The sequence below is a fragment of the Actinomadura sp. B10D3 genome, from assembly GCF_039871695.1.
GTDB lineage: Bacteria > Actinomycetota > Actinomycetes > Streptosporangiales > Streptosporangiaceae > Spirillospora > Spirillospora madurae.
This window is the reverse complement of record NZ_JBDPLY010000001.1, coordinates 693,352-715,863: the sequence shown is the minus strand read 5'-3', so window position 1 is coordinate 715,863 and position 22,512 is coordinate 693,352. Positions and strand designations below refer to the sequence as shown.

10 protein-coding genes are annotated in these 22,512 nt (G+C 66.0%); 9 read left to right on the top strand and 1 reads right to left on the bottom strand.

Annotation, left to right across the window (positions count from 1 at the left end):
* The first annotated feature begins 90 nt into the window (after positions 1-90).
* The 4 genes from ABGB11_RS03085 to ABGB11_RS03070 all read left to right on the top strand — a co-directional run bounded on the left by ABGB11_RS03085 (position 91) and on the right by ABGB11_RS03070 (position 2,636).
* A complete protein-coding gene (locus ABGB11_RS03085; RefSeq protein ID WP_347628514.1) occupies positions 91-1,137 on the top strand; it encodes a hypothetical protein in 1,047 nt (348 codons plus the stop codon).
* A 320-nt stretch (positions 1,138-1,457) separates the two neighbouring features.
* Complete coding sequence (locus ABGB11_RS03080) at positions 1,458-1,733, top strand: hypothetical protein (protein ID WP_347628512.1); 276 nt, start codon at positions 1,458-1,460, stop codon at positions 1,731-1,733.
* Between the two features lie 218 nt (positions 1,734-1,951).
* Positions 1,952-2,476, top strand: coding sequence for a sigma-70 family RNA polymerase sigma factor (locus tag ABGB11_RS03075; RefSeq protein ID WP_347628510.1), 525 nt, complete (start codon positions 1,952-1,954; stop codon positions 2,474-2,476).
* Positions 2,466-2,636 (top strand): hypothetical protein, encoded by a 171-nt coding sequence (locus ABGB11_RS03070; protein ID WP_347628508.1) that lies wholly within the window; start codon positions 2,466-2,468, stop codon positions 2,634-2,636. Before ABGB11_RS03075 ends, ABGB11_RS03070 begins: the two co-directional genes overlap by 11 nt.
* Positions 2,637-3,215: 579 nt before the next feature.
* Here the strand turns inward: ABGB11_RS03070 and ABGB11_RS03065 are convergent.
* A complete protein-coding gene (locus tag ABGB11_RS03065; RefSeq protein WP_347628506.1) occupies positions 3,216-3,380 on the bottom strand; it encodes a transposase in 165 nt (54 codons plus the stop codon).
* A 205-nt stretch (positions 3,381-3,585) separates the two neighbouring features.
* Here ABGB11_RS03065 and ABGB11_RS03060 point away from each other — a divergent pair, with 205 nt between their 5' ends.
* The 5 genes from ABGB11_RS03060 to ABGB11_RS03040 all read left to right on the top strand — a co-directional run bounded on the left by ABGB11_RS03060 (position 3,586) and on the right by ABGB11_RS03040 (position 22,499).
* Complete coding sequence (locus ABGB11_RS03060; protein WP_347628504.1) at positions 3,586-4,746, top strand: serine/threonine-protein kinase; 1,161 nt, start codon at positions 3,586-3,588, stop codon at positions 4,744-4,746.
* Between the two features lie 128 nt (positions 4,747-4,874).
* On the top strand, positions 4,875-7,931 hold the full coding sequence (locus ABGB11_RS03055) for a DEAD/DEAH box helicase (RefSeq protein ID WP_347628502.1): 3,057 nt from the start codon (positions 4,875-4,877) through the stop codon (positions 7,929-7,931).
* The gene (locus tag ABGB11_RS03050) at positions 7,928-13,453 is read left to right on the top strand and encodes a class I SAM-dependent DNA methyltransferase (protein ID WP_347628500.1); all 5,526 of its coding nucleotides are present in this window, start codon (positions 7,928-7,930) and stop codon (positions 13,451-13,453) included. The genes ABGB11_RS03055 and ABGB11_RS03050 overlap by 4 nt, the downstream gene beginning before the upstream one ends.
* Positions 13,450-20,172, top strand: a complete 6,723-nt coding sequence (locus ABGB11_RS03045) for a DEAD/DEAH box helicase (protein WP_347628499.1) — start codon at positions 13,450-13,452, stop codon at positions 20,170-20,172. The genes ABGB11_RS03050 and ABGB11_RS03045 overlap by 4 nt, the downstream gene beginning before the upstream one ends.
* Positions 20,172-22,499, top strand: coding sequence for a UvrD-helicase domain-containing protein (locus ABGB11_RS03040; RefSeq protein WP_347628498.1), 2,328 nt, complete (start codon positions 20,172-20,174; stop codon positions 22,497-22,499). Before ABGB11_RS03045 ends, ABGB11_RS03040 begins: the two co-directional genes overlap by 1 nt.
* The last annotated feature ends 13 nt before the right edge of the window (positions 22,500-22,512 follow it).

The window sequence follows — 22,512 nt, the reverse complement described above, 5'->3', positions numbered from 1 at the left end:
GTCGGCCCGATAGCCCAACGCTTCCCACTGGTCGCCCGCCCCCGCCCCACCTGCCCACCCCTCGCCGAGCGGGTCGGTCAACTCCGCGAAATGGCCCGCACCGCTCACACGGAAAGCGACCAAGCGTCGGCCGCCGCCGTACAGAACAAGGCCGCCCTGATCGCCAGCGACTGCGGCCTGCACGACCTGGCACGGACCCTGTGTTGGCGGCACTTCGACACCTACCTCAGCCACTGGCCCCTCGATGCACCAACAGCCCGGCATGCCCTGGAACCCCTGGTCAACATCGCCCGCCTGCTGATTCGCACCCGCGACGCAAACAGAGCCCACCATCTACTGGACGCCCTCTTCCATGCGGTCAGCGCCCACGACGACGTCGTGATCGACGGCCGCTCCATATCCTTCCGCCACCTCACCAACACGGAAGAGGACCACCGCACGCTCTGCCAATGGTTGTGGACAGTCCTGCTCGCCGACGGCACCCGCGCCCTGACGAGCGCCGGCCGGTGGCAAGAGGCCCTCGCTTACGTACAGCAGCACAAGGGCATCGGCCGCCGACTGCTGGACGGGCGGCAAGTCGCCGTCCTCGCCCACCTCCACGCCGACGATCCCGACACCGCGCTGACAACCCTCAGCCAGAGCGCCACCGCCGAGCCATGGGAACGCGCGGTGGCCGCCTGCCTGACCGCCCTATGCACAGCCTGCACCGACCGGCCGGCCAACGCGGCGATGACCACCATGATCGACCACTACCTCAGCCTTTTCCCCAGCCCCGAACTCGTCCTGTTCCAAGTCCGCTTGGGCCTGACCGCCACAGACATCGCGGGCATGGCCGGCCAACACCACGAAGCCGAACGAGCCGCGGGCCGACTCGTCGAGCAGGCCTTGACCTTCGAAGACGGATACGCTGCCCAAGAGGTCCTCAACAACCGAAGCAGCCGGACCAGTCTGACCGCCGCCCATAGGCGCGTTCTGTCCGCAGTCGTACGATCGGCTGGGCTCGACCGCAATGCCATCCCCCAACACCTCATCACCGAACTCCTTAACGCTGCCGAAGCAGCCCGGGAAGTCACCACGCGACGACTGCACGCCCCAATCCCTCGTCCACACCCTCGAGGCTCGAGACAACTAACCTGAAGCGAGCACTCTTGTTCCCGCGTGGTCTGCACCCCAGGTCTGCACCCGATGGGGACGATCTCTCCTCAAGCATTCATCGTTCCTCGACGCCGACAGTGAGATCGAGACCGTGGCGCGGGAACAGATCGCCGAAGACTTGGTTCGTGGCCACCGCGTACGGATTCGTCGAGGCGGACCGGGAAGAGCTGATCGCCACCCCGGACTGGTGAACATCGAAGGAGCAAGATCATCAGTACCTCGGGGCAGCCTGCGCGGAGCAGAGCGCTCTCGTTGAAGCCTCATTCCGGACGCTGCACGTCCTTAGGTCCGAGCGCACTTCCTTGACGACGGCATTCGTCCAGCGTCAGGAGGAAGACGTGCCCCAGGAGTCCGATCCGATTACCCGTCCTGAGCTTCACCGGCAAGGCACCGCCGAGGAACCGGGTCGGCGCCGGAGTAGTGGGGACGACCCGGGCAAGTTCGTGATCGTGGCGAACGCGGCACTGATCGGTGTGCCGACCGCCTATGCCACCTCCCAGTCCGTCCTGGTCACCGTGCTTGCCGCGATAGTCGCCATCGTGTTCGTCCTCGTCCACGCGGCACGTCGGCCTCGGTGAACGCACGCCAGCCCCGTTCCCGGAAAAGATTTCTGGGGACGGGCTGCACGTTCGGCCCGCCGATCGCACTTAGTGATTGAGGGGATGGGAGGACGCGCCTGGATAGCAGCAGGGGCTGACAGCCAGGCGCATCACCCACCTCATATGTCCACGAGATAGGAAGGCTTCGTGATGCGCGCACGGCAACCCCCAAACCTCATGGAATGGAGTTCCAGCGCATGCCGAAGAAGGTGGCCCTCGACCCGTCCTCCCTGGCGGGCTTCCCCTCTTACTACCGAACCGACTTCACCCCCCTGATCAGCTTCGTGATGAATCTGGGCGCCAAGCCCGAGGAGGCGCGCGACGTGGCACAGGAAGCCATGCAGGCCGCGATGCGCAGCTGGTCCGAGATCGAGTACCCGCACGCCTTCACCCGCAAGGTCGCCGAACGCGTCTACCTGCGCGAAGCCCAGAAGCACCGGCGCATCCGCGAGGCGGTCCTCAGCGACGTCCACCACCGCACCGTCGCCTCCCCCGACATCGCCGTCCAGCAGGCGGGCGGACGGTTGGTACTGGAGCTGCTCACGCTGCTGCCGTCCGAGCAGCGCGCCGTCATGGCCTGGACGATCGATGGCTACTCCCCCAGTGAGATCGCGGAGATCACCGGGCACCGGCCCGCGACCGTGCGGTCCCATCTGCGGCACGCCCGGCGACGGCTCCACCAGGAAATCAAGTCCAGAGAGGAGGCGAGCGATGGACCGTGACGACGGCCTGGACCTGGACCGGCTGCTCCAGCAGGCGTCCGCGGCCACGCGGGAGAGCCTGGACTCCACTATCGACGTCGAGCAGCACCTGTACGACCTCTTCCAGCAGATGGGGCTCGATCCCGCCTTCGCACACCAGGACGAGGACCCCACCGGATAATCGCCAGGCCCCGCAGGCTGGTGGACCGAACGACCAGCACGGTCCACCAGCCTGGCGCCGCCCATCGCCTGGCCGATGCCCACGCGACCACGACGACTCACAGCAACCCGACCCAACCATCGAGTTCATGAGCCGGCTGGCTCGTCTCCAGGAAGTTCTCCGCTGAGACTTCGGTGGAGAAGTCGATGCCCATCACTGCCGTTCAGACTCCGTCGCCGGGCCTCCAGGTGGGCGGTGTCGCGGTAGAAGCGGCGAGCGTCTTCGATCGAGGCCACGGCGAAGCCCAGACCGAACGGGCCGGAACCTGTCAGACCTGGTGAGACGTCAGGCTGCGTGGGTGCTTTGGCGCTGGTTGTCGGGCTGGAGTGATTCAGGTGGCGGGGTTGATCCAGACCTCGTCCGGGAGCGGGGTGGTGAGGGGCACCGTCCGCGGAATCGTTCGGGTTGGGTCTGGAAGGCGGTGTGGGGGTGGCGGCCCCGGCGGGCCTGGATCTGGGCGGCGGTGCCGTCGTGGACGGTCGCGGGGATGTGCATCCCGATCCCGGAATGGCGATGTTCGTGGTTGTAGCTCGCCGGCGCTCAGGCCGTCGAGGTGGCCTTCTTCGATGCCCGCCTGACGATCCAGTTGCTCAGAACCGACTGGCTGATGCCCAGGCTCTTGGCCAGCGCGGTGACCGACTTGTCGCCGGTCCGGGCCAACTCGACGGCGCGGCACCGGAACTCCGGCGGGTGAGGTGGTGGCACGAGACGTTTCCTTCCAAGTTGATCAAGGTCAACTCAGATCGGATGTCCGTGGAACGGGGGAAGCTCATGGCCGTCTCACGTCCCGGCCTCGATCAGTCATCACGCTGTACCGGCGCGATGCGGGTTGCAGCGATTAGGCTAGTCCGGCATCTATCCCCCTGACTGGCTGATGTGCGGGTGTGACAAAGGAGCGTTGAGGCTGGAGATGACCGGAGTGCCCACGCGGATCGGCCGGTACACCGTATTCGAAGAGCTGGGCTCGGGTGGCATGGGAGAGGTGTATCTCGCCTACACACCCGCGGGCGACCCGGTGGCGGTGAAGCTGATCCGCAGGGACAAGTTGAACCCCGACTCGAGGGCTCGCTTCGAGAAAGAGGCCCGGATCGCTCGCACTGTGATCGGCACTAATCGAGTGGCGCGGTTCCTGGATGCTGATCCGTTCGCGGATCGACCGTGGTTGGCGATGGAGTACGTGGCTGGACGCACGCTTCTGGCATGCGTGGACGATGACGGGGTGCTACCGCTGCCGCTGGTGGCCAGCCTCGGCGCGCTGCTCGCGGAGGGGCTGCACGCAGTGCACGAGGCGGATCTACTGCATCGGGACTTGAAGCCGCAGAACGTCATCATGGGCCGCGAGGGCCCCAAGATCATCGACTTCGGGCTCGGTGCCTTTGCAGACGCCTCGCAGGATTCCCTGTCACACAGCGGCATGATCATCGGGACGGTGCGCTGCATGCCGCCGGAACAGGCGAGCGGCCACCCGCATGTGACACCGGCCGCCGACGTGTACGCGTTAGGAACGGTTGTGCTCTATGCGGCGGCCGGCCACTACCCGTACGACGGTCTGCGTTGGGAGGCCGTCGCGGCCCAGGTGACGAACCCTAAGATCGGCCCGGACTTGGGTGGCGTTCCGCAGGTGCTGCGGCCCCTGCTCAGTTCGATGCTCGCCCATAAGGCCGAGGATCGGCCGACGCTCGATGAGGTCTCCGACAGGTGCGGACAACTGCTGCAGGTCGCCGGTCGGACACCGGCCGAGGCGCGGCTGGCGTTGATCGCCCGGACGACAGGGGGCAGCGATCCGACCGCGTCCAAGGAGCTGCCGTCGCCTTCGGTCGAGCAACTGCTTGCCGATCACGCCGAGGCCGATGATGCCTCGAACTTGGCCAGTTCCCTCGACAGCCCGCCCGGACCAGCGGGCGAAGACGATGAGGCGACGGACGAGGAGCGGGCAGAGCCACTGCCTGGGGGCACTAGACCGGCGCCGAGTTCGAAGACTCAGCCGAAAACCCGTCGCGGCCGACCGGTGGCCTCCAAGCTGGTCGCGGATGGGTTGCGGACGGAGTACGCGGTGGATCCGGTGCTTTGAGTGCTGTCGGCGCCCGGTGGGAAGCTTGGCGGACGAGGGCTTGAGGCGGGCGTTGCCGCCACATCCGTTCGTCCGGTGGGTGATCGGTGGCAGGTGCACCAGTGCGAGATGAAGGGATGGAGCGGACGTTGAGCGTCGAGGCAGAAGCGGTAGATGTCCATGACGGCGCGGTGCCGGGTGCCGTGGGACTCGACGATTCATCGGCCGAGAGAGCGGCACCGGCCTCGGCCGGGTATGCACCGGGTGCCCAGGTCCTGATCCGCGACGAGTTGTGGTTGGTGCGCAACAGCGTGCTCACCACCCATGACGGCTGGATGCTCGAAGTCACCGGCATCTCCTCGTTCGTCCGCGGTCTGGACTCCGTGTTCTACGACCGGTTGGACACCGTCAGGGAGTTAGACCCACGCGAGACCGAACTCGTGGCCGACGATTCACCCAGCCACCGGCGGGCCCGGCTGTTCCTGGAGGCGGTCATGCGCAAGACCTTCCTGCCCCAGACACAGCTTGGGCTGGCCCTGGCGGACAACTTCCTCATGGACCAGCAGGTCCACCAGCTTCGCCCGGCCGAACTGGCGCTATCGATGAAGAACCCGCAGCCGCGAATCCTCATCGCGGACGTGGTGGGGTTGGGTAAGACTCTGGAGATCGGGGTGCTGCTGGCGGAGCTGATCCGCCGCGGACGGGGCGAACGCATCCTGGTGGTAACGCCGCAGCATGTGCTTGAGCAGTTCCAGCGCGAGTTGTGGACCCGGTTCGCGATCCCCCTGGTGCGACTGGACTCGACCGGTATCCAGCGGGTTCAGCAGGACATCCCGGCTGGACGCAACCCGTTCGCCTACTTCAAGCGCGCGATCATCTCCGTGGACACGCTGAAGAGCGACGTCTACGCGCACCATCTGGAACACACCGATTGGGATGCGGTCGTCATCGACGAGTCTCACAACCTCGTCAACCGCGGCACCAAGAACAATGCGCTCGCCCGCCTGCTGGCCCGCAGGACCGACGCGCTCATCCTGGCCTCGGCCACCCCCCACAACGGCGACCCCAGCTCGTTCGCCGAGTTGGTCAGGATGCTGGACGAGGCCGCGATCGCGAACCCCTCCCAATACGAAGTCAAGGACCTCGACCACCTCTACATCCGGCGGACGAAGACGACGCCGGAAGTCCGCGACTCGCTCAAGGGCGCCTGGGCCGACCGAGGTCCTTCCCAGCCTGTCTACGCGCCGGCCCGCGAGAAGGAACTCGCCGTCTTCGCGGAGTTGATCGCTCGGTGGATTCCCGCTGATCCAGATACTCCGTCCGTCAGCAGGCATCAGCTTGTCCCGTACCAGCTGTTGAAGTCGTTCTTGTCGTCGCACAAGGCTTTGCTGGAGACCATCGATACACGGATCGGCACCTTGGACAAGCCGCGCCCCGACAAGCGCGCGAACGGCGCCAAGAGGCAGCCCAGACCCGCCGATCCGGCGGCACAGGAGGCCGAGCGGAAGGCTGAACGAGCCGCGCTTGTTTCTCTGCGGCAGCTCGCCGAGCAGATCGGCGACCAGGATTCGGCAAAGCTGGCCGCGCTGCTGGACGAGCTGCGCGCGCTGGGGGTCGGGCCGGGTTCGGACACGCGAGTGGTGGTGTTCTCCGAGCGCATCCCGACCTTGCGGTGGCTGGCTGAGACCGTGCCAGCAGAGCTGGGCTTCGAGCGCACCGACAGCCCTGACAACAAGAAGCCATGGCTGGGCTTCGGCGGCGCTGTACAGGTCATGCACGGCGAGGCCAATTCCGACGAGGAACAGCGCGGCATAGTCGAGAATTTCGGGCTACGCGACGACCCCGTGCGCATTCTGTTCACCGGCGACATCGCGTCCGAAGGCGTCAACCTGCACCAGCAGTGCCACCTGCTCATCCACTACGACCTGCCGTGGTCGTTGATCCGCATCGAACAGCGCAACGGCCGCATCGACCGCTACGGGCAGGAGCGCCCTCCCCAGTTCCGGGCACTGGTCCTCACCAGCGACCTGCCGTGGCGTACGGATGAGGCCACCGGCCGACCGCGCACACTGGACGACCGGCTGGTAGGCGAGAAGCTCCTCAAACGAGAGGAAGAAGCCCACAAGATCGAAGGATCGGCCGAGGCCGTCACAGGGCTCTACAGGGCCAAGGAAGAAGAGGACCGCCTGACCCTGGACTTGATCACAGGCCACACCGTCGAGGAGTCGATCAAACAGTCGCAGCAAGGTGGCGCGGCCTTCCTGTCCGGGCTGCTCGGCCAGGTCGGCGCGGTACCTGAGCATCCCGACGTGGCCCGTGCGCCGGAGCTGCGACTGTTTCGTTCCACGGCCGACTACTTCGATGAGGCGCTACGGCAGATCTGCCGCCCCAACCCCGAGGACATGCTGTCACTGCGCCGCGACGACGACGGCACCATCGCCTTCGAACCGCCCGGCGACCTCCTCTACCGGTTGAAGGCGCTGCCCAAGTCATACCTGGACGAGCAGCACATCCTGCCACGCAAGGCCGAGCCGGGCCGGATGCGGATCACCTTCTCCAAGACCCTCGCCGGCAAGCGCCTGACGGCCGCGCGGGAGACCTCCAAGTCTCAGTGGCCGAACGTCTCCTATGTCACCGATGTCCACCCGGTCTTGGACTGGCTCACCGACAAAGTGCTGGTCGAGATCGGCCGCCACCAAGCCCCAGTACTGGCCGCCACCGTTGACAGCCCCACCTACCTCGTTCAGGGCATCCACTCCAACGCCCTAGGCAAGCCCACCATCGTGAAGTGGCTCGCGGTCTCCGGCCTGCCCGATGACCCACGCGTCGAGCAGCTCACCACGGCCCTGCTGGAGCGTTTCGGTGTCGGTCCGGCCATGCCCGGCCGCGCCACGCCCCAAGACCTGCCCGGGCTAAGCGCCCTGGTACCCGATGCTGTGGAGGCGGCTCAGCGGCACCTGACCGACGTCGCAGACGAGTACCGCAAGCGGATCTCCAAGACCCTCGCCCCCTATCGCGAGCGGATCGATCGGTGGCAGCAGGATGCCCTGTTCGCCAGCGCGCGCCCGAACAGGAAAGGCATCGACGAGACCGCCGATCGGCGACGCCGACTCGTCGAGTCCCTGGAGACGGTCGGTAAACCGATGCTGCGTCTGCTGGCCGTGTTGGAACCGCATACGGCCGCCGAGGAAGGCACTGCGCGATGAGCACCGACTTCGACTCCTTCACCAACCGAGGCGAGTACCTGTCCGCGCACTACTTCGCCGAACAACTCGGCACCGACCTCAAGAAGGGCCTGTTCGCCACCTGGGCCGTGCGCGAGGGGGACGCACACGACCCCCGCAAGACACCGCGCGAGCAGCTGCGCGCTCTGCGCACCGCTTACCTCGCCGATGAACTGCGCGGCTACTTCGTCAAGACGACCGAGAGCGACTCCGGCGACGAGGCGCGGCTCACCACCTACAACGACCCCGAATGGACCAAACGCCTGGCCGAATGGCACCAGATGGTGCTGCACGCCCTCGGCTATGAGCCCTCCCCCGCCGAACTCACCGTCCACCGGGCCGGACGCGACCACACCCTGCCCGTTGCCTACCACGGCCACGGCATCATCGCCCTCGACTGCGGCTGGGCCACCGACAATGACGCAGCCCTAGACACCGCCGGCCCTGGAAGGCTGCTCACGCCCCTGCGCGTCAGTGCGAGCGAAAGCTACGAGACCGGAGCAGCCCTGGCCTCCTGGCTCTTCCAGAGCGAACTCGGCGAGGCGAACGGCCCGCACCCTCGCTTCGTCCTCCTGCTGTGCGGCGGCGTGATCCTGCTCGCCGACCGCCAGTCCTGGAACGAGGGCCGCTACCTCGCGGCCAACCTCGATGCTGCCCTGGTGCGTAACGACCGGACCCAGCACGGGGAACTCGCCACCATCGCGGCCCTGTTCAGCCTGGACATGCTCCGACCCGGGGAGAACGACCAGAGCCGCGCGATCGACGGCCTGCTCAAGTCCTCCGGCGACAACGCCGCCGGAGTCTCCAGCGAACTGCGCTACGGCCTGCGACGCTCGGTCGAGATCATCGCCAACGAAGTCCTGGCTCGGATGGCCGAACCGAGAAACAACGTCACCCCGAGCGACATCGCCAGCCCCCAAATGCCCTTCGCCCGGGAACTCACCCGCGAGTCCCTCCGCTACCTGTACCGCATCCTCTTCCTGCTGTACGCGGAGGCACGCCCCGAGCTTGGGATCCTCCCCGCCGACGATGGCTCCTACGAGGCCGGCTACTCCATGGCACGCCTCCGCGAACTGGTCGCACGCGACGAGCAACTCGTCGACGAGGAAGCCAGGAACGGCTTCCACCTCTTTCAGTCCTTGGACGTTCTGTTCGGCAAGGTCAATTCCGGTCACCGCCCCTACGGCACCGAACCCGACGACGACCAGCCCGGTGACGACGACGAAACCCGCAAGGCCAAGGCTGCCCGACGCAGCGAGGATCGCGGCCTGCGTTTCGAGCCTCTGCGCAGCGAACTCTTCGAACCCGCCGCCATCCGCCTCATCGGTACCGGAGTTCCCGATCCCACAAGCGATGAGGACACCGACCCACGCTGGCTCGACCTCCGCCTGCGAAACGTCGCCCTCCATGAGGTGCTACGCCTGCTCACGATGAAGAAGGGCAAGCGCGGTGAACGTGGCGGGTTCATCTCGTACCGCAACCTTGGCATCAACCAACTCGGCGCCGTCTACGAGGGGCTGATGTCCTACACCGGCATCATCGCCGAAGAGGAGCTTTGCGAGGTCGCCAAGGGCGGCGACCCGGAGCAAGGCTCCTGGCTCATCCCCTCCCGCAGGATGGACCAGTACCCCGACAAGACCCTCGTCCAGTACGGGGAGGATGACGCCCGCAAAGGCTTGCGCGGGGTCAAGAAATACGAGAAGGGCTCCTTCGTCTACCGTCTCGCCGGCCGTGACCGCGAGACCTCCGCCTCGTACTACACCCCCGAGTCACTGACCAAGGTCACCGTCGAACTCGCCCTGAAGCACCGCCTCGACCAGGAGCGCGACGAGGACGGCAACGTCATCAAGACTCGGGCGTCGGAGCTGCTCAAGTACAAGATCTGCGAGCCAGCGCTCGGGTCTGGGGCCTTCCTGAACGAGGCGATCAACCAGATAGCAGAGGAGTACCTGCGGCGTCGCCAGGACGAACTCGGCGTCACCATCCCCGCCGCGGATGCGATCACTGAGAAGCAGAAGGTCAAGGCGTACATCGCCCTGCACAACGCCTACGGCGTAGACCTCAACGCGACCGGAGTCGAGCTGGCCGAAGTGTCCCTGTGGCTCAACACCATGCACCCGGGCATGCGTGCACCCTGGTTCGGGCTGCACTTGCGCCGAGGTAACTCCCTGATCGGCGCCCGACGCGCCGTGTACGCCGGGGCGGATGTAACTTCGCCGGACAAGGCGTGGCTTAAGGCGAAGGATACTCTGGCCCCGACCCCCTTGCCTTTTCTCAGGGACGGCGAGTCGCAGTTTCTTCCCAACGACGCGGTTCACCAGTTCCTGTTGCCAAGCCCCGGATGGGCGGCGGTGACAGGCTCAAAGGAAGCCAAGGAGCTGTCCAACAAAGGCGTGGAACAGCTCGCTGCCTGGAAAAAGGGTATCCTCCAACGCCCCAAACGCAGCACCGCGCATCTCAACAAGGACGGCAGCCCCAAGCTCGACCGCAAGACCGGGAAGCCAAGGCAGGAAACAAAGACCCAGTTCACGCGGCTACGGGACGCTGCCCGACGAGTCGAATTCCTATGGTCGGCAGTTGTCAAACGTATGGAACTGTCCGAGAGGGAGATCGCGAGACGCATCGACGTCTGGCAAGCCGATCCAACCGACCCGGAGTACGCTTTCCTCCAGCACCCCGACCAGGCGGTACCAAAAGAGAAGGTTCTGGAAGACCTCTTCAACGCTGTAGACACTCCGTACTGGCGACTGAAAAAGGTCATGGACGCCTGGTGTGCGTTGTGGTTCTGGCCGACCGACAAGGCCGGATTGCTGGACGGCACCGATGCCGAGTACTCGACACGAAACGAGGTAAGCGATCCCAGCGAGCTCAGCGAGATCTTGGGTGGCCTCCCACTGACAGGGGGAGAGCTAGAACCCGGGGCACTGCCAGTTCAGGAAAAAGCTCGCGAGCCGACTCCTCCCTCCAGAGTTGAGCTGCGCTCAGTTGAAGTGATGGCGCTGTTCGCCATAGGCCCCGAACAGACCTCTCTCAGTGACCTCGAATTGCCCAGCAACGAGTCGCCGATCTTTGAAACAAAGCAGATCGGTTCGCAAACAAAGAGGCCCGCACCCAAAACGAAGGCTCCCAAGCTCCGCCCGCGCATCCCGCTCAAAGAGCTTGATGATTGGCTGGACTTCCTGGAAGCAATGCTCGGCACAGCCAACGAGTTCGAAGGGACCCTTCTCGACACCTTCACAAGCCTGGAAGAGCTCAAGGAGTTTGAACAGGCGATACCTCACTTCATGCACATGGATCCTGGCGATCCAGAGCAGCGTTTCCCGTGGCTGCGCACGGTCCACGACATCGCGAACGAGCAGGGCTTCCTGCACTGGGAACTGGAGTTCGCCCTTGTGTTCGCGCAGGGCGGAGGCTTCGATCTTCAGGTGGGAAATCCGCCCTGGGTGCGTCCTCGTTGGAACGAGTCCGCAGTGCTGGCAGAGCACGAACCGTGGTTCGAACTGGAAAGCAAGGCATCGACCGCAGACAAGGATCGGCGACGCGAAGCGGTTCTCGGGGAGGAGGAGGCCCGACAGTACGTGCTTGACGAGATAACGAACACTACTGCCCAGGTCGCAGTGTTCGCGGCGCCGCAGATGTATCCACTACTGACGGGAACGCAGCCGGATTTGTACCGGGCGTTCATGCTGCAGGTGTGGGCACACATGTCGGCGGAGGGGACCGCCGGTATGGTGCATCCGGATACGCACTTCACCGGAGACAAGGAAGGGAAGCTTCGGGAAGCAACCTATCGGAGGCTTCGAATTCACGGAGACTTTGTTAACTCGGGACAGCGGTTCTTTCCGCGGCCGGTCGGCGACACTGCCCATTTCGGGGTGCACATCTATGGACGGCCAGGCAAAATATCCTTTGACCATCTCTCCTGGCTCGTCTCCGCGGACGCGTTGCGGCACTCTGCGCAGCACGACGGGGAGGGCGAGGTGCCGGGCATCCGATACCGCAATGGGGAATTTGACGAGCGTCCTCACCGGGCTCGCGTTGTACGGGTGGACACGCGACAACTCACAATCTGGCAACGCCTGCTGGACGTGACTGATCAGCCGGTCGAACAGGCCCGGCTGGCGTTTCCGGTCAGCACAGCGGAAGCATCGGCGATTCAGGCGCTGGCGGTGTATCCGGTGCGACTTGGAGCCCTATCTCCGCAGATGTCGTATGGTTACAACGAGAGCGGAGCCAAGAAGGCCAACCTGATCGATCACAACCGCCCCAACCCCACCACCGGCAAGGAGTATCGGCCCAACCAATGGCGTCGTGTCATCCTCAAGGGCATCCAATTGAGCGTCGCCACTCCCGTCTTCAAGCATCACGATGCCAACAGCAATGATCCACATGGAGCCGATCTTGTAGCTCTTCCCCCTGACTTCGTGCCAGACACGGCTTTTGTGCGAGTGCCCGGACGAAATCGTGAATTTCTCAACGAACAAGAGAGATGGATCGACTTTCGAGCACTCTCGCGCTTGCGGACGAGCGACAAAGCGATCGCCCGTGCACGGCAGCAGCTTGCGCACGCGCACTCCATTCCCGAGGAGCGGGTGGCGCCGGACCAAATCGACGCGGTATTGCAGCAACGAGCACGGCGCCGATACGCCACGTTCTATCGGCTTGCCTGGCGTCGACAAATCGCGCCGAACACAGAGAGGGCGCTCTACGGTGCCCTCGTTCCGAGGGGCATGGCTCACATTGACGCAATGAACAGCCTCGCAATGCCAGAACTCCGCCACACCGCCCTGGTGGCCGGTTTCTGGGCATCATTGCCCCTTGACTACTTCCTGCGTGTCACCGGACGGAGCGACCTCCGCAGCGCAAGCGCCAAGGCCACCCCAGCGCCTGCACTCGGCCATCCTTTGGCCTCCGCCCTTCTCCTTCGAGCCCTCCGCCTCAACTGCCTCACTTCCGCCTACGCCAACTTCTGGACCGAGCTTTACGACCCCGGCTGGCCTGACCAGGAACCCTGGGCATGCGACTGGCCCGGGCTCCAACGCCTGAACGAGGTCACACCCGACTGGCGCCCCGAAACCCCCCTGCGTACCGAGCGTGCCCGCCGGTCGGCTCTGGTCGAGATCGACGCCCTGGTGGCCGTGTGGCTCGGTATGGATGCCGATGCGCTCATCGCTGCTTACCGAGGCCGTTTCCCGGTACTGCAGAAGTATGAGGCCGTGACCTGGTTCGACGCCGACGGTTGGAAGATCGCGGGGAACGCGCGGACAATCGGGCAGCGGCAGACGAAGGAGTCGTGGAAACAGTTCGAGCCGTACCGAACGGCGGTGGAGACCGGCAGCGACCCGGACAAGGCACCCGTGCCCGACGGCTACTGCGCCCCCTTCTACCAGGCGAAGCGCGAGGACGAGATGCGTACGGCGCACGCATACTTCAAAGCACGGCTAGACGCGGCGGTCGCGCGCGGGGAGTGGGATCCGGTCCAGCAGGAGGTGCCGAGGTCGTGAGGCCGACGCTGGAGGCGCGTGGGCTCAAGGAGAGCCTGCTGCAGTATCTGTCGACGACGTATGCGTTGACGGATGAGGGTGCGCGCGAGGCCTTGCACCGGTTCCTGGGGGATGAGACCTCGGGCATGTTCCGGGGGCCATACCTGCGGATTCGTACACCATTCACCTTGGCCAGCGACGAATGGCGCGAGCACCTGGAGTGGCGGCGCGATGGGTGGGTGCCGTACGCCCACCAGGCCGCCGCGTTCGCCCGGCTGACCTCCGCACAAGGGCATACGCCACAGCCGACGCTCATCACCACTGGTACGGGTTCGGGTAAGACGGAGTCGTTCCTGTATCCGGTGCTGGACCACTGCCGAAGGGAGCGAGAGGCGGGTAAGGCCGGGATCAAGGCGGTGTTCCTCTACCCGATGAACGCCCTCGCGACGGACCAGGCCCAGCGAATCAACGACCTGCTCACCCAGCATGAGGCGGAACTCGGCAAGCTGTGGGCCGGCTTGTACATCGGGGACCGGGCGGCCATCCGGTACGAGAAGGTGCGGACGTGGCGTTCGGACATGCAGTTGTCGCCGCCCGACATCCTGTTGACGAACTTCAAGATGCTGGATCTGCTGCTGCAACGCGAGGCCGATGCTCCGCTGTGGCGGGACGCCGACATCCGCTACGTGGTGGTCGACGAGTTCCACACCTACGACGGTGCTCAGGGCACAGACGTGGCGATGCTGCTGCGGCGGCTCGCCGCCGCGGTGGGGGTGTCGGAGAAGGGGCGTCCGCTGGGACAGATGTGTCCGGTCGCAACGTCGGCGACGCTCGCGTCAGGGACGGACAAGGACGGCGTGGCTCGCCTTCTTGAGGTGGCGACCGATGTCTTCGGGACCGAGTTCAAGGCGGACTCGATCGTCGGGGAGAACCGGCTGCCGGTGGAGGAGTTCATCCCGCTGACGGGGTTGACGATGCAGGGGCTGCCCACCCCTGATGAGCTGCTTGCGCTGCCCGACCCGGCTGTCGGCGATGAGGCGCTGCTGGACCTCATCGAGACGGTGACCGGTGTGCGCGACCTGGATCCGGTCGTCCTTGGCGGCAATCTCCAGCGGCATCTGTTCACTCGAGCGGTGATGCAGGCGCTGGATGGCGAGGTGAAGACCAGCGCCGAGGTCTTGGACATCATGTGGCGGTCCGGGGCGGCCGGTTGGGCCGAGTCGGTGGCCCGGCAGCCGGAGAAGGCCGCCGAGGCGTTGGCGCGTTTTGTGGCGCTGCTGTCGTATGCGCGCCATCCGGATTCGCCTCCAGGTGAACTGTGGCCCTTTGTGCATGTCGAGGTGCATCAGTGGGCGCGGTCGGTGTCGCGGTTGCTGCGGGGTGTGCTGCCGTGGCCCAGGGCGGAGTTCCGGTGGGATGCGGCGGGTGCGGCGGATGCTAGCGCGGCGGAGAGCGGCCGGAATGCTCCGGTGACGACGGCAACGTCGGTACAGAGCGCGAACCTGTTCTTGCCGGCCATTTACTGCCGTGATTGCGGGCGCTCGGGCTGGGCGGTGTTCTCACCGGAGAGCGACGACCACGACGTCCAGTTCGACACGTTCAAGATCCGTCGTTCTTCTCTGGGACAGGACAAGGTCCGGGTACGGAACCTGATCGCGGCGACCGACCGGGAGGCCCAGGAGGGATCGGGGGCGGCGGCCCTGCCGTCGGCTGGCCGGGGCGCCAAGGGAGCAGCGGCGTCTCATGGGGCGGGCGGGCTGCTGATGGTGTTGGACGGGGCGCGCAAGCGGTTGCGGCTGCCCGATCCTGCCAACGACTACGACAAGGACACCGGCGAGCCCCGGCTGACGGCCCGCGACTCGGCTTTCGTCCTGGTCAACTTCGGGGAGACCGCGAACACTGCAGCGTGGGAGGACTGGTGTCCGGCGTGCGGGGAGCGCAATGCGATCCGCTACCTGGGGACCGGGGCGGCCGCGATGGCGGCGGCGTCCATCACTCAGTTGTTCACGGGCGGGGAGCTCGACGTCGAACTCCACGAGGACAGGACGTTGATGTTCAACGACTCGGTGCAGGATGCCGCGCACCGGGCCGGATTCGTCGCCAACCGCTCGTACACCTTCTCCCTGCGCGCTCTTCTGGCCAAACACCTGCGCTCCGACTCGCCGACAGCGCTCAACGATCTGATCGCCGATGTGGTCGAGGCCACGACGGACAAGGACACGCTTGCCGCGGTCGTACCACCGGATCTGCATGGTTTCCGAGGGGTTGAGCTGCTGCTGTCAGGGCGGGGACACGGCGGGAGCCGACCGACCTGGCAGATGATCGGGCAGCGACTGGCGTTCGAGACATTGATGGAATTCGGTTTCCGCTCCCGCAATGGCCGCACTTTGGAGCTGACCCGCACTGCCGCCGCGCAGGTGCGGATCGCGGACCCCGATGCGGTAGTGACGCTCGCCAGGCAGGCCCACGAGGAGTGCACCGACGGCAAGGTGCCGCTCGTCGAGCAGGATGACGCGCGCTATCTGGGCCTTGTTCGCATCTTTCTGGAACGGCTCCGTACCAGGGGTGCGGTCGCCCACAAGTGGCTGGACAAGTACGTCGAAGAAGCGGGCACCAGCCGCTACTACATATGGGGGAAGCGGGCGCCGGGAATGCGGCCCTTCCCCAAGCGGATCGCGGCCCCCATGTTCCTGCTCAACCCGACCAAGACCGGCAGTGAGTTCGACTTCGTCGCGGGGCGCCTGTCCTGGTGCGAGCGATGGGCTGGGAAGTGTCTGGAGTTGCCGCGGGAGCTGGCCCCGGAGTTCTGGCATCGGCTACTGCCCGAGCTGGTGGCGCTCGAGTTGTTGTCGGTGCGTACGCCGCGAGACTCCTCCGTGCGGATCTACGGGCTCAAGCCGGGGCACATCGAGGCGCAGCTCCTGGATGACGAGCAGGTGCGTCATGCCTATGTGCGCTGCCCGGTGTGTTTCTGGGAGCAGACGGTCCATCCGTCCCTGCTCGACCAGTGGCGTGACCAGCCCTGTCCCGCGTATCGCTGCCGCAGTGGCCGCCTGGTGGCGGGGGACCGGCCCGCGCGGCTGGGCGTGCACCATCGTGATCGCGACTACACCAAGGACTACTACCGGCGGTTGTACCGGGAGGCGGGCACCTATCAGGTGGTGACCGCCGAGCACACCAGCATGCTCGACCGCCCGCAGCGGGAGAAGGTCGAGAGGGCGTTCAAACGGCGTGGGGGCTTCAAGGATCCCAATGTGCTGTCGTGCACGCCGACGTTGGAGATGGGCATCGACATCGGCCAACTGTCCGCAGTGGTGCTGGCCGCGTTGCCGCGCCGCGCCGCCTCCTACGTGCAGCAGGTCGGCCGAGCCGGGCGACGCACCGGAAACGCGTTCTTGCTGACGATCCCCGACCGGCGCCGCCGTGACCTCTACTTCTTGGAGCGCCCCAAGGACCTGATCGCCGGCACGATCGTGCCCCCGGGCTGTCATCTGTCGGCCATCGAGATCCTCCGCCGTCAGTACTTGGCGCACCTGCTGGACTTGGCCGCCGCGGGACGCCTCGTGCGCGCGGACGGCATCGTGCTGCGTGCGCTGCCGTCCAAGGCACCCGACCTGTTCGGCCCCTCTGGCTACCTGGTGGACCTGGTCGAGGTCGCTCTCGCTCAAGGCGCTGAGTTGGCGGAGGGATTCCTTGAGTTGTTCCCCGCCGGCGTCAACGAGCAGGCCAAGGCCGACCTGCGCGCATACGCGACACACGATCTGCGCGGCAGGATCGAGGAGGCCGAGCGGGAATGGTTCCGCGGCCGGCAGGCACTGAAGGACCGGCTGCGGGAAATCCACGCCGCGCACGACGAGCTGCACGACTCTGACCCGGATCAGGCCCGCCAGAAGGCCGAGCTGGACGCCGAACAGCGAGGGGTCGGGAGGCGCCTGATGATCCTGGGCGACACAGCCGCCCAAGAGGCCCTGTGCGATCTGGGGCTGTTGCCCAACTATGCGCTGATCGACTCCACCACCACGCTGTCGGCCACGCTGATAGGCGAGGATGGTGTCGACGCGGAGACGGGGAAGGTGCGTTTCACCTCCACTACCAAGGCCTATGAACGACCGCGTCGCCTCGCCCTTGAGGAACTCGCCCCGGGCAACACCTTCTACGTCAACGGATACAAGCACCAGATCAGCGGGTTGGAGCTCAGCACCGGTGGCCGGCAGGAGTGGCGCACCTGGCGAGTGTGCCCGGGGTGTGGCTACGTGCGCACGGAGAACGCTGCCGCCGACCGCTCGCCATGTCCGCGCTGCAAGACCGGCCACATCGCCGACGACGGCTCGTGCTTGTTCCAGGTGGTGGAGCCGACCACCGTCACCTCCCGTGACAACCGGGACGATGCCCAGATCCGTGACGACAAGGACGACCGAGACCGCCGCACATATACGGTCGTGGACGCGGTCGACATCCCGTTGTCGGACATCGAGCCCGGCTCCTGGCGGCACAAACGTCAGACCTTCGGCGTCGACTACTGCCGCAGCGCCGTGATCCGCCGGATCAACGTCGGCCCTGTTCGCTACGACGCCCCGAGCCGGGACGACTTCGCCGGTCACCGGGTGCGACTGAACCCCTTCCACGTGTGCACAGCCTGCGGTGCGGCCAGCGCCGACGGCCGGCCTGTCTTCGACCACGACACCGACGCGCTCGATTCCCTGGCGGCCCGAAACCCACGGCTCAAGCACCATCGCCCGTGGTGCCCGCTGCGCCGCGGGAAGAAGGACGGGGTGCGTCAGGAGCCGGTGCTGCTCGCCCATCGGCTGGAGACCGAAGCCCTGCGGGTGCTGCTCCCTGCCGCCACCGCCGACGTCGACGCCAAGGTGCACTCTTTCCGGGCTGCCCTGCGTTTGGGTGTCGATCTCCATTTCGGCGGAGATCCGCAGCACCTGGACACCACCGTCGCCTCCATGCCGGACAGTGAGAGCGGAGAGCGTCGCTGGTTCCTCGTGCTGTTCGACTCCCTACCCGGCGGGACGGGTTACCTGGACCGGCTCACCGACCCGTCCGCGTTTCGCGATACGCTCGCCGCCGCCTACGAGGAGCTCAAGGCCTGCCCATGTGCCGAGGAGCAGCGCAGGGCCTGCCACCGCTGCCTGCACCGCTACACCCCCGAGCACCTTCAAGACATTGTTTCACGCCAAGCGGCGCTGAACATGATCGAAACGTTGCTGTTCAAGATGGACGGCACGGATGGGTGGGAGACCAGCGACGTCGACCACACCGGCCTGGTCGGGCTGGACGCCCAAATCGAATCCGACCTGGAAGCCCGTTTCCTGGCCGCGCTACGGGAGTGGGTCAAGACAAATGATGACGCCGCTCTGGAAGAAGACGGGCATGCCAGCGGACATCTGCGCTTCACCGCCGGATCCAGTGTCACGCACTGGCGGCTGACCGCCCAGCAGGTAATGCACGGCACCCGGACTGACTTCACCTTCACCCGTGTTGACGGCCCTGCGCAGAGCGTCAAGGTCTACCTCGAAGGCTTCCGCTTCCACGCCAGCCGTGAGCACAACCGGATAGCCGACGACGCTGCGCAGCGCACTCGGCTACGTGCCGACGGCGAGATCGTCTTCCAAGTCACATGGGCGGACATCGACCTGTTCGAACAGCGCACCGAGCGGGCCGAGCCCGTCTGGCCGCCGTACCAGGGCACCGCTCAGGAACAAGCCAAGGCCGCCTACGAGCAGTACGGCGGGCAACGTGCCCACCTCGCGCCGACCGTGTTCGCCAACCCGATCGACAGCCTGATCGCCTACCTGCGGGATCCGGATGCCGACCTCTGGGCTCGGCGGGCCCAGGCGCTGGTCACTGGCCTGGCAGCTCACCCCGATACCACCCCCGTCGCCTCGACCAGCAGCCGTAGCGAGCTTGTGGCGGCCCTTCGTAACCAACTCGCCGCCTTGGGCGTCGGCGGCCGCAACGCCGGATCCATCGGGCCGGACGGCGCAGGAATCGGGCCCGTTCACGTTTTCCGTACGAAGGATGCCAGCGGGCTGCCGATCCTGTTCGTCCTGGACGCCGCCGACCCCGAGGCGTTGAAATGGACGGCACTCGCCGTCCTCGACGACTCCGAGACCGTACTGGAGACCGACGAGCACAAGAAACGCTGGCGGTCCTGGCTGTACTGGACCAACCTCACGCAGTTTCTGTCCCTGGCCGGTGGTGACGGCGTCCAGCTCGCGACCAGTCGCGCCGCCGACTTCGAGGTCGAGGTCCTCGCCGTATGCGGCGGGCTCGGCGAACTCGACTCCGTCAACGGCACCCCCGGGGTGCCCCTGCCTGCTGGCAAACCCTTCGCGTCCTCCCTCGGGGCGCCCCCGGCAGCGGATGCCACGCTCGGTCAAGCGTCCCGGGACGCGGCCTGGGACGAGGACATTCTCGTCATTCTGCGCGAGGAGCCCGAGGAGGAGCCGGATCTGCTCCGCCTTGCTGAACGGCTCGCCGATCATGGCAAACAGGCCCCGATCTTCGGCTACGAACTCGGCGACAGCCGCTGGCAGGCCGACCTCGCCTGGGACGGCTCCGACCTGAAGATCGCCGTCGTCTCCCTGCCCCATGGCGCCGACGATCACGAGGCCGAACGCCGCGACATCGCCTACGCCGAGGATGGCTGGACGGTACGTACCGCCGCCCAATGGCTCGACCACTTCGACGAACTGCTCGACCGGCTCCCCGACACGGAAGGCACCACCTGATGACCGCCCGGCTTAGCCTGTACCGCAAAGCCGAACAAGAGCTCTACAGGCTCGACCGCTCGGTCAAGGCCCAGTTCTACGACTTCTGCCACAATTTCCGCAACGACCCTGCCCTGCCAGGACTCAAGAAGAAGAAGCTAAAGGGCGACTCTCGTATCTGGTCCGCGCGCATCAACCAGTCCTACCGGGCCCTGCTCACCCCGACCGGTATCGACCCTGACGGGACGGAAAGCTGGCTGGTCATCGCCGTCCGCCACCGCAGAGAGGTCTACGAAGAACTTCAGGTCGCCGTCAACCGTGTCACCGGAGAAATCGAGTTCGTCGACCTCTCGGTCGTCGGCGACAGCGCCCTGCGCCGCGCTGGCATCACCCTCACACCAACCGAGCCGGCAGCAACAGACGAACCCACCCGCTCGGCAGAGGCCAACCGTCGCCCCGAGCCCGAACCGGAAACCAAAGCCCCGGCACTGCTCGCCGCCTATGACGCCGAGCAACTCCGCAGGCTCGGCGTCGCTGACCAGCTGATCGACCTGGCTCTGACCGTCACCGACAGCGCCGAACTCGACCAGCTCGTAGAAAGCGCCCCTCTGCTGTCCAAGGACATCCTGTACGGTCTTGCTGCCGGCATGGACATCGACGAGGTCCGGCGCGAGATCACCACCCCGGTCGAACTCGATCAGCAACCTGACCTCGACGACTTCGCAACGGCGCTGTCCCGCACGAAGGTCACCAGCGTCGACGATTCCGTCCGCGCCGTCATCGAAGAGGGTGACTTCCGCACCTGGAAGGTCTACCTTCACCCCACCCAGGAACGCATCGTCCACCGCCATTACAACGGCCCCGCCCGCGTCTCCGGCGGCCCCGGCACCGGCAAGACCATCGTCGCCCTGCATCGAGTCAAGCACCTCGCGAAGCGGCTGCCGCCCGGCAATGACAAGCCGATCCTGCTGACCACCTTCACGAAGAACCTCACCACCGACCTGCGGCTGCGCCTCGCATCCCTCGTCGACACGGAGCTCCTCGCCCGCGTCGATATCGCACACATCGACCAGCTCGCCGCTCGTGTCCTCGGCGAGAACACCGTCCCCGGCCACGGCAAGCAACGCATCTACGACCAGGTGGCGCTGAATGAGATGCGCCAGCTCCTGGCCGAACTCGACGACCACCGATGGGATGCTGAGTTCCTCCTGGAGGAATGGGAACAGGTCATCCTCGGTCAGGCCGTCCCCACCCGGTCCGCCTATTTCCAGACTCGCCGCGCCGGCCGGGGTCGAGCGCTTACCCGCCCCGAGCGCAGCCACGTCTGGAAGCTCATCGAACAGTTCACCGCGCGCCTCGACAAGCTCGGGGTTGAAACCTGGGGCCAGGCCGCGGAGCGCGCCGCACGGTTCGAGATCGAACGTGCGGCGAAGATCAAGGCCCGCCGCCAAGCTCAGGAAGGCAGCGACGGCGAGGGCCCCACCGCTAGCGATGACAGTTCGGGCCTGCGCTACCTCGGCTACCGCTATCGACACATCGTGGTCGACGAGGCCCAGGATCTGCGCCCCGCGCATTGGAAGATGCTGCGGGCCATGGCCGACCCCGACCAGCCCAACGACATGTTCATCGCCGGCGACACCCACCAGCGCATCTACGACCACCAGGCCGCGCTCGGCGCCCTTGGCATTCATATCCGCGGCCGCTCATCCCGCCTGACTCTTAGCTACCGCACAACCAAGGAAATACTCGCCAAAGCCCTCTGCGTCGTGGACCCTGAGCACCCAACGGAGAAGATCTCCTACGACGATCTCGACGATGGAACCGACACGCTCGCCGGCTATCGGTCCGTCCTCCGCGGCCCAGCCCCTCTCCTCGTCCCCTACCGCAGCTGGGACGACGAGCTCGCCGGTCTCGCCGCTACCTTGCGCAACTGGCGCGAGGAACTGTCCACCGACGACAACGGGGCTATTCGCGACCCCGGCGGCCTGATCGCCGTCTGCCTCGCAGACCGCAACATGGTCAGCCAGACCATGTACTACCTGGAGACCCAGGCTGGCATCACCTGCGCCGAACTCACCAAGGACGGCCCCAAGGGTGATGGCGACATCCACGTGGGCACCATGCACCGCTTCAAAGGCCTCGAATACCAGCGGCTCGCCATCGTCGGGGCGAGCGACGGCATCATCCCTCACACCAGCATCATCGAGCGCTACCGCACCAAGGACCCGATCCGCTACGAGCGCGAACAGCGCAAGGCCCGCTCTCTGCTCTTCGTCGCGGCCACCCGAGCCCGCGACGCCCTCACCATCAGCTGGCACGGCCGACCGAGCCCATACCTGCCGCTCTGACCTGGCTTGTGCC

Coding starts and splice junctions, on each gene's coding strand:
- ABGB11_RS03040 (WP_347628498.1), top strand. CDS start 20,172: ATGACCGCCCGGCTTAGCCTGTACCGCAAAGCCGAACAAGAGCTCTAC.
- ABGB11_RS03060 (WP_347628504.1), top strand. CDS start 3,586: ATGACCGGAGTGCCCACGCGGATCGGCCGGTACACCGTATTCGAAGAG.
- ABGB11_RS03070 (WP_347628508.1), top strand. CDS start 2,466: ATGGACCGTGACGACGGCCTGGACCTGGACCGGCTGCTCCAGCAGGCG.
- ABGB11_RS03075 (WP_347628510.1), top strand. CDS start 1,952: ATGCCGAAGAAGGTGGCCCTCGACCCGTCCTCCCTGGCGGGCTTCCCC.
- ABGB11_RS03085 (WP_347628514.1), top strand. CDS start 91: ATGGCCCGCACCGCTCACACGGAAAGCGACCAAGCGTCGGCCGCCGCC.
- ABGB11_RS03050 (WP_347628500.1), top strand. CDS start 7,928: ATGAGCACCGACTTCGACTCCTTCACCAACCGAGGCGAGTACCTGTCC.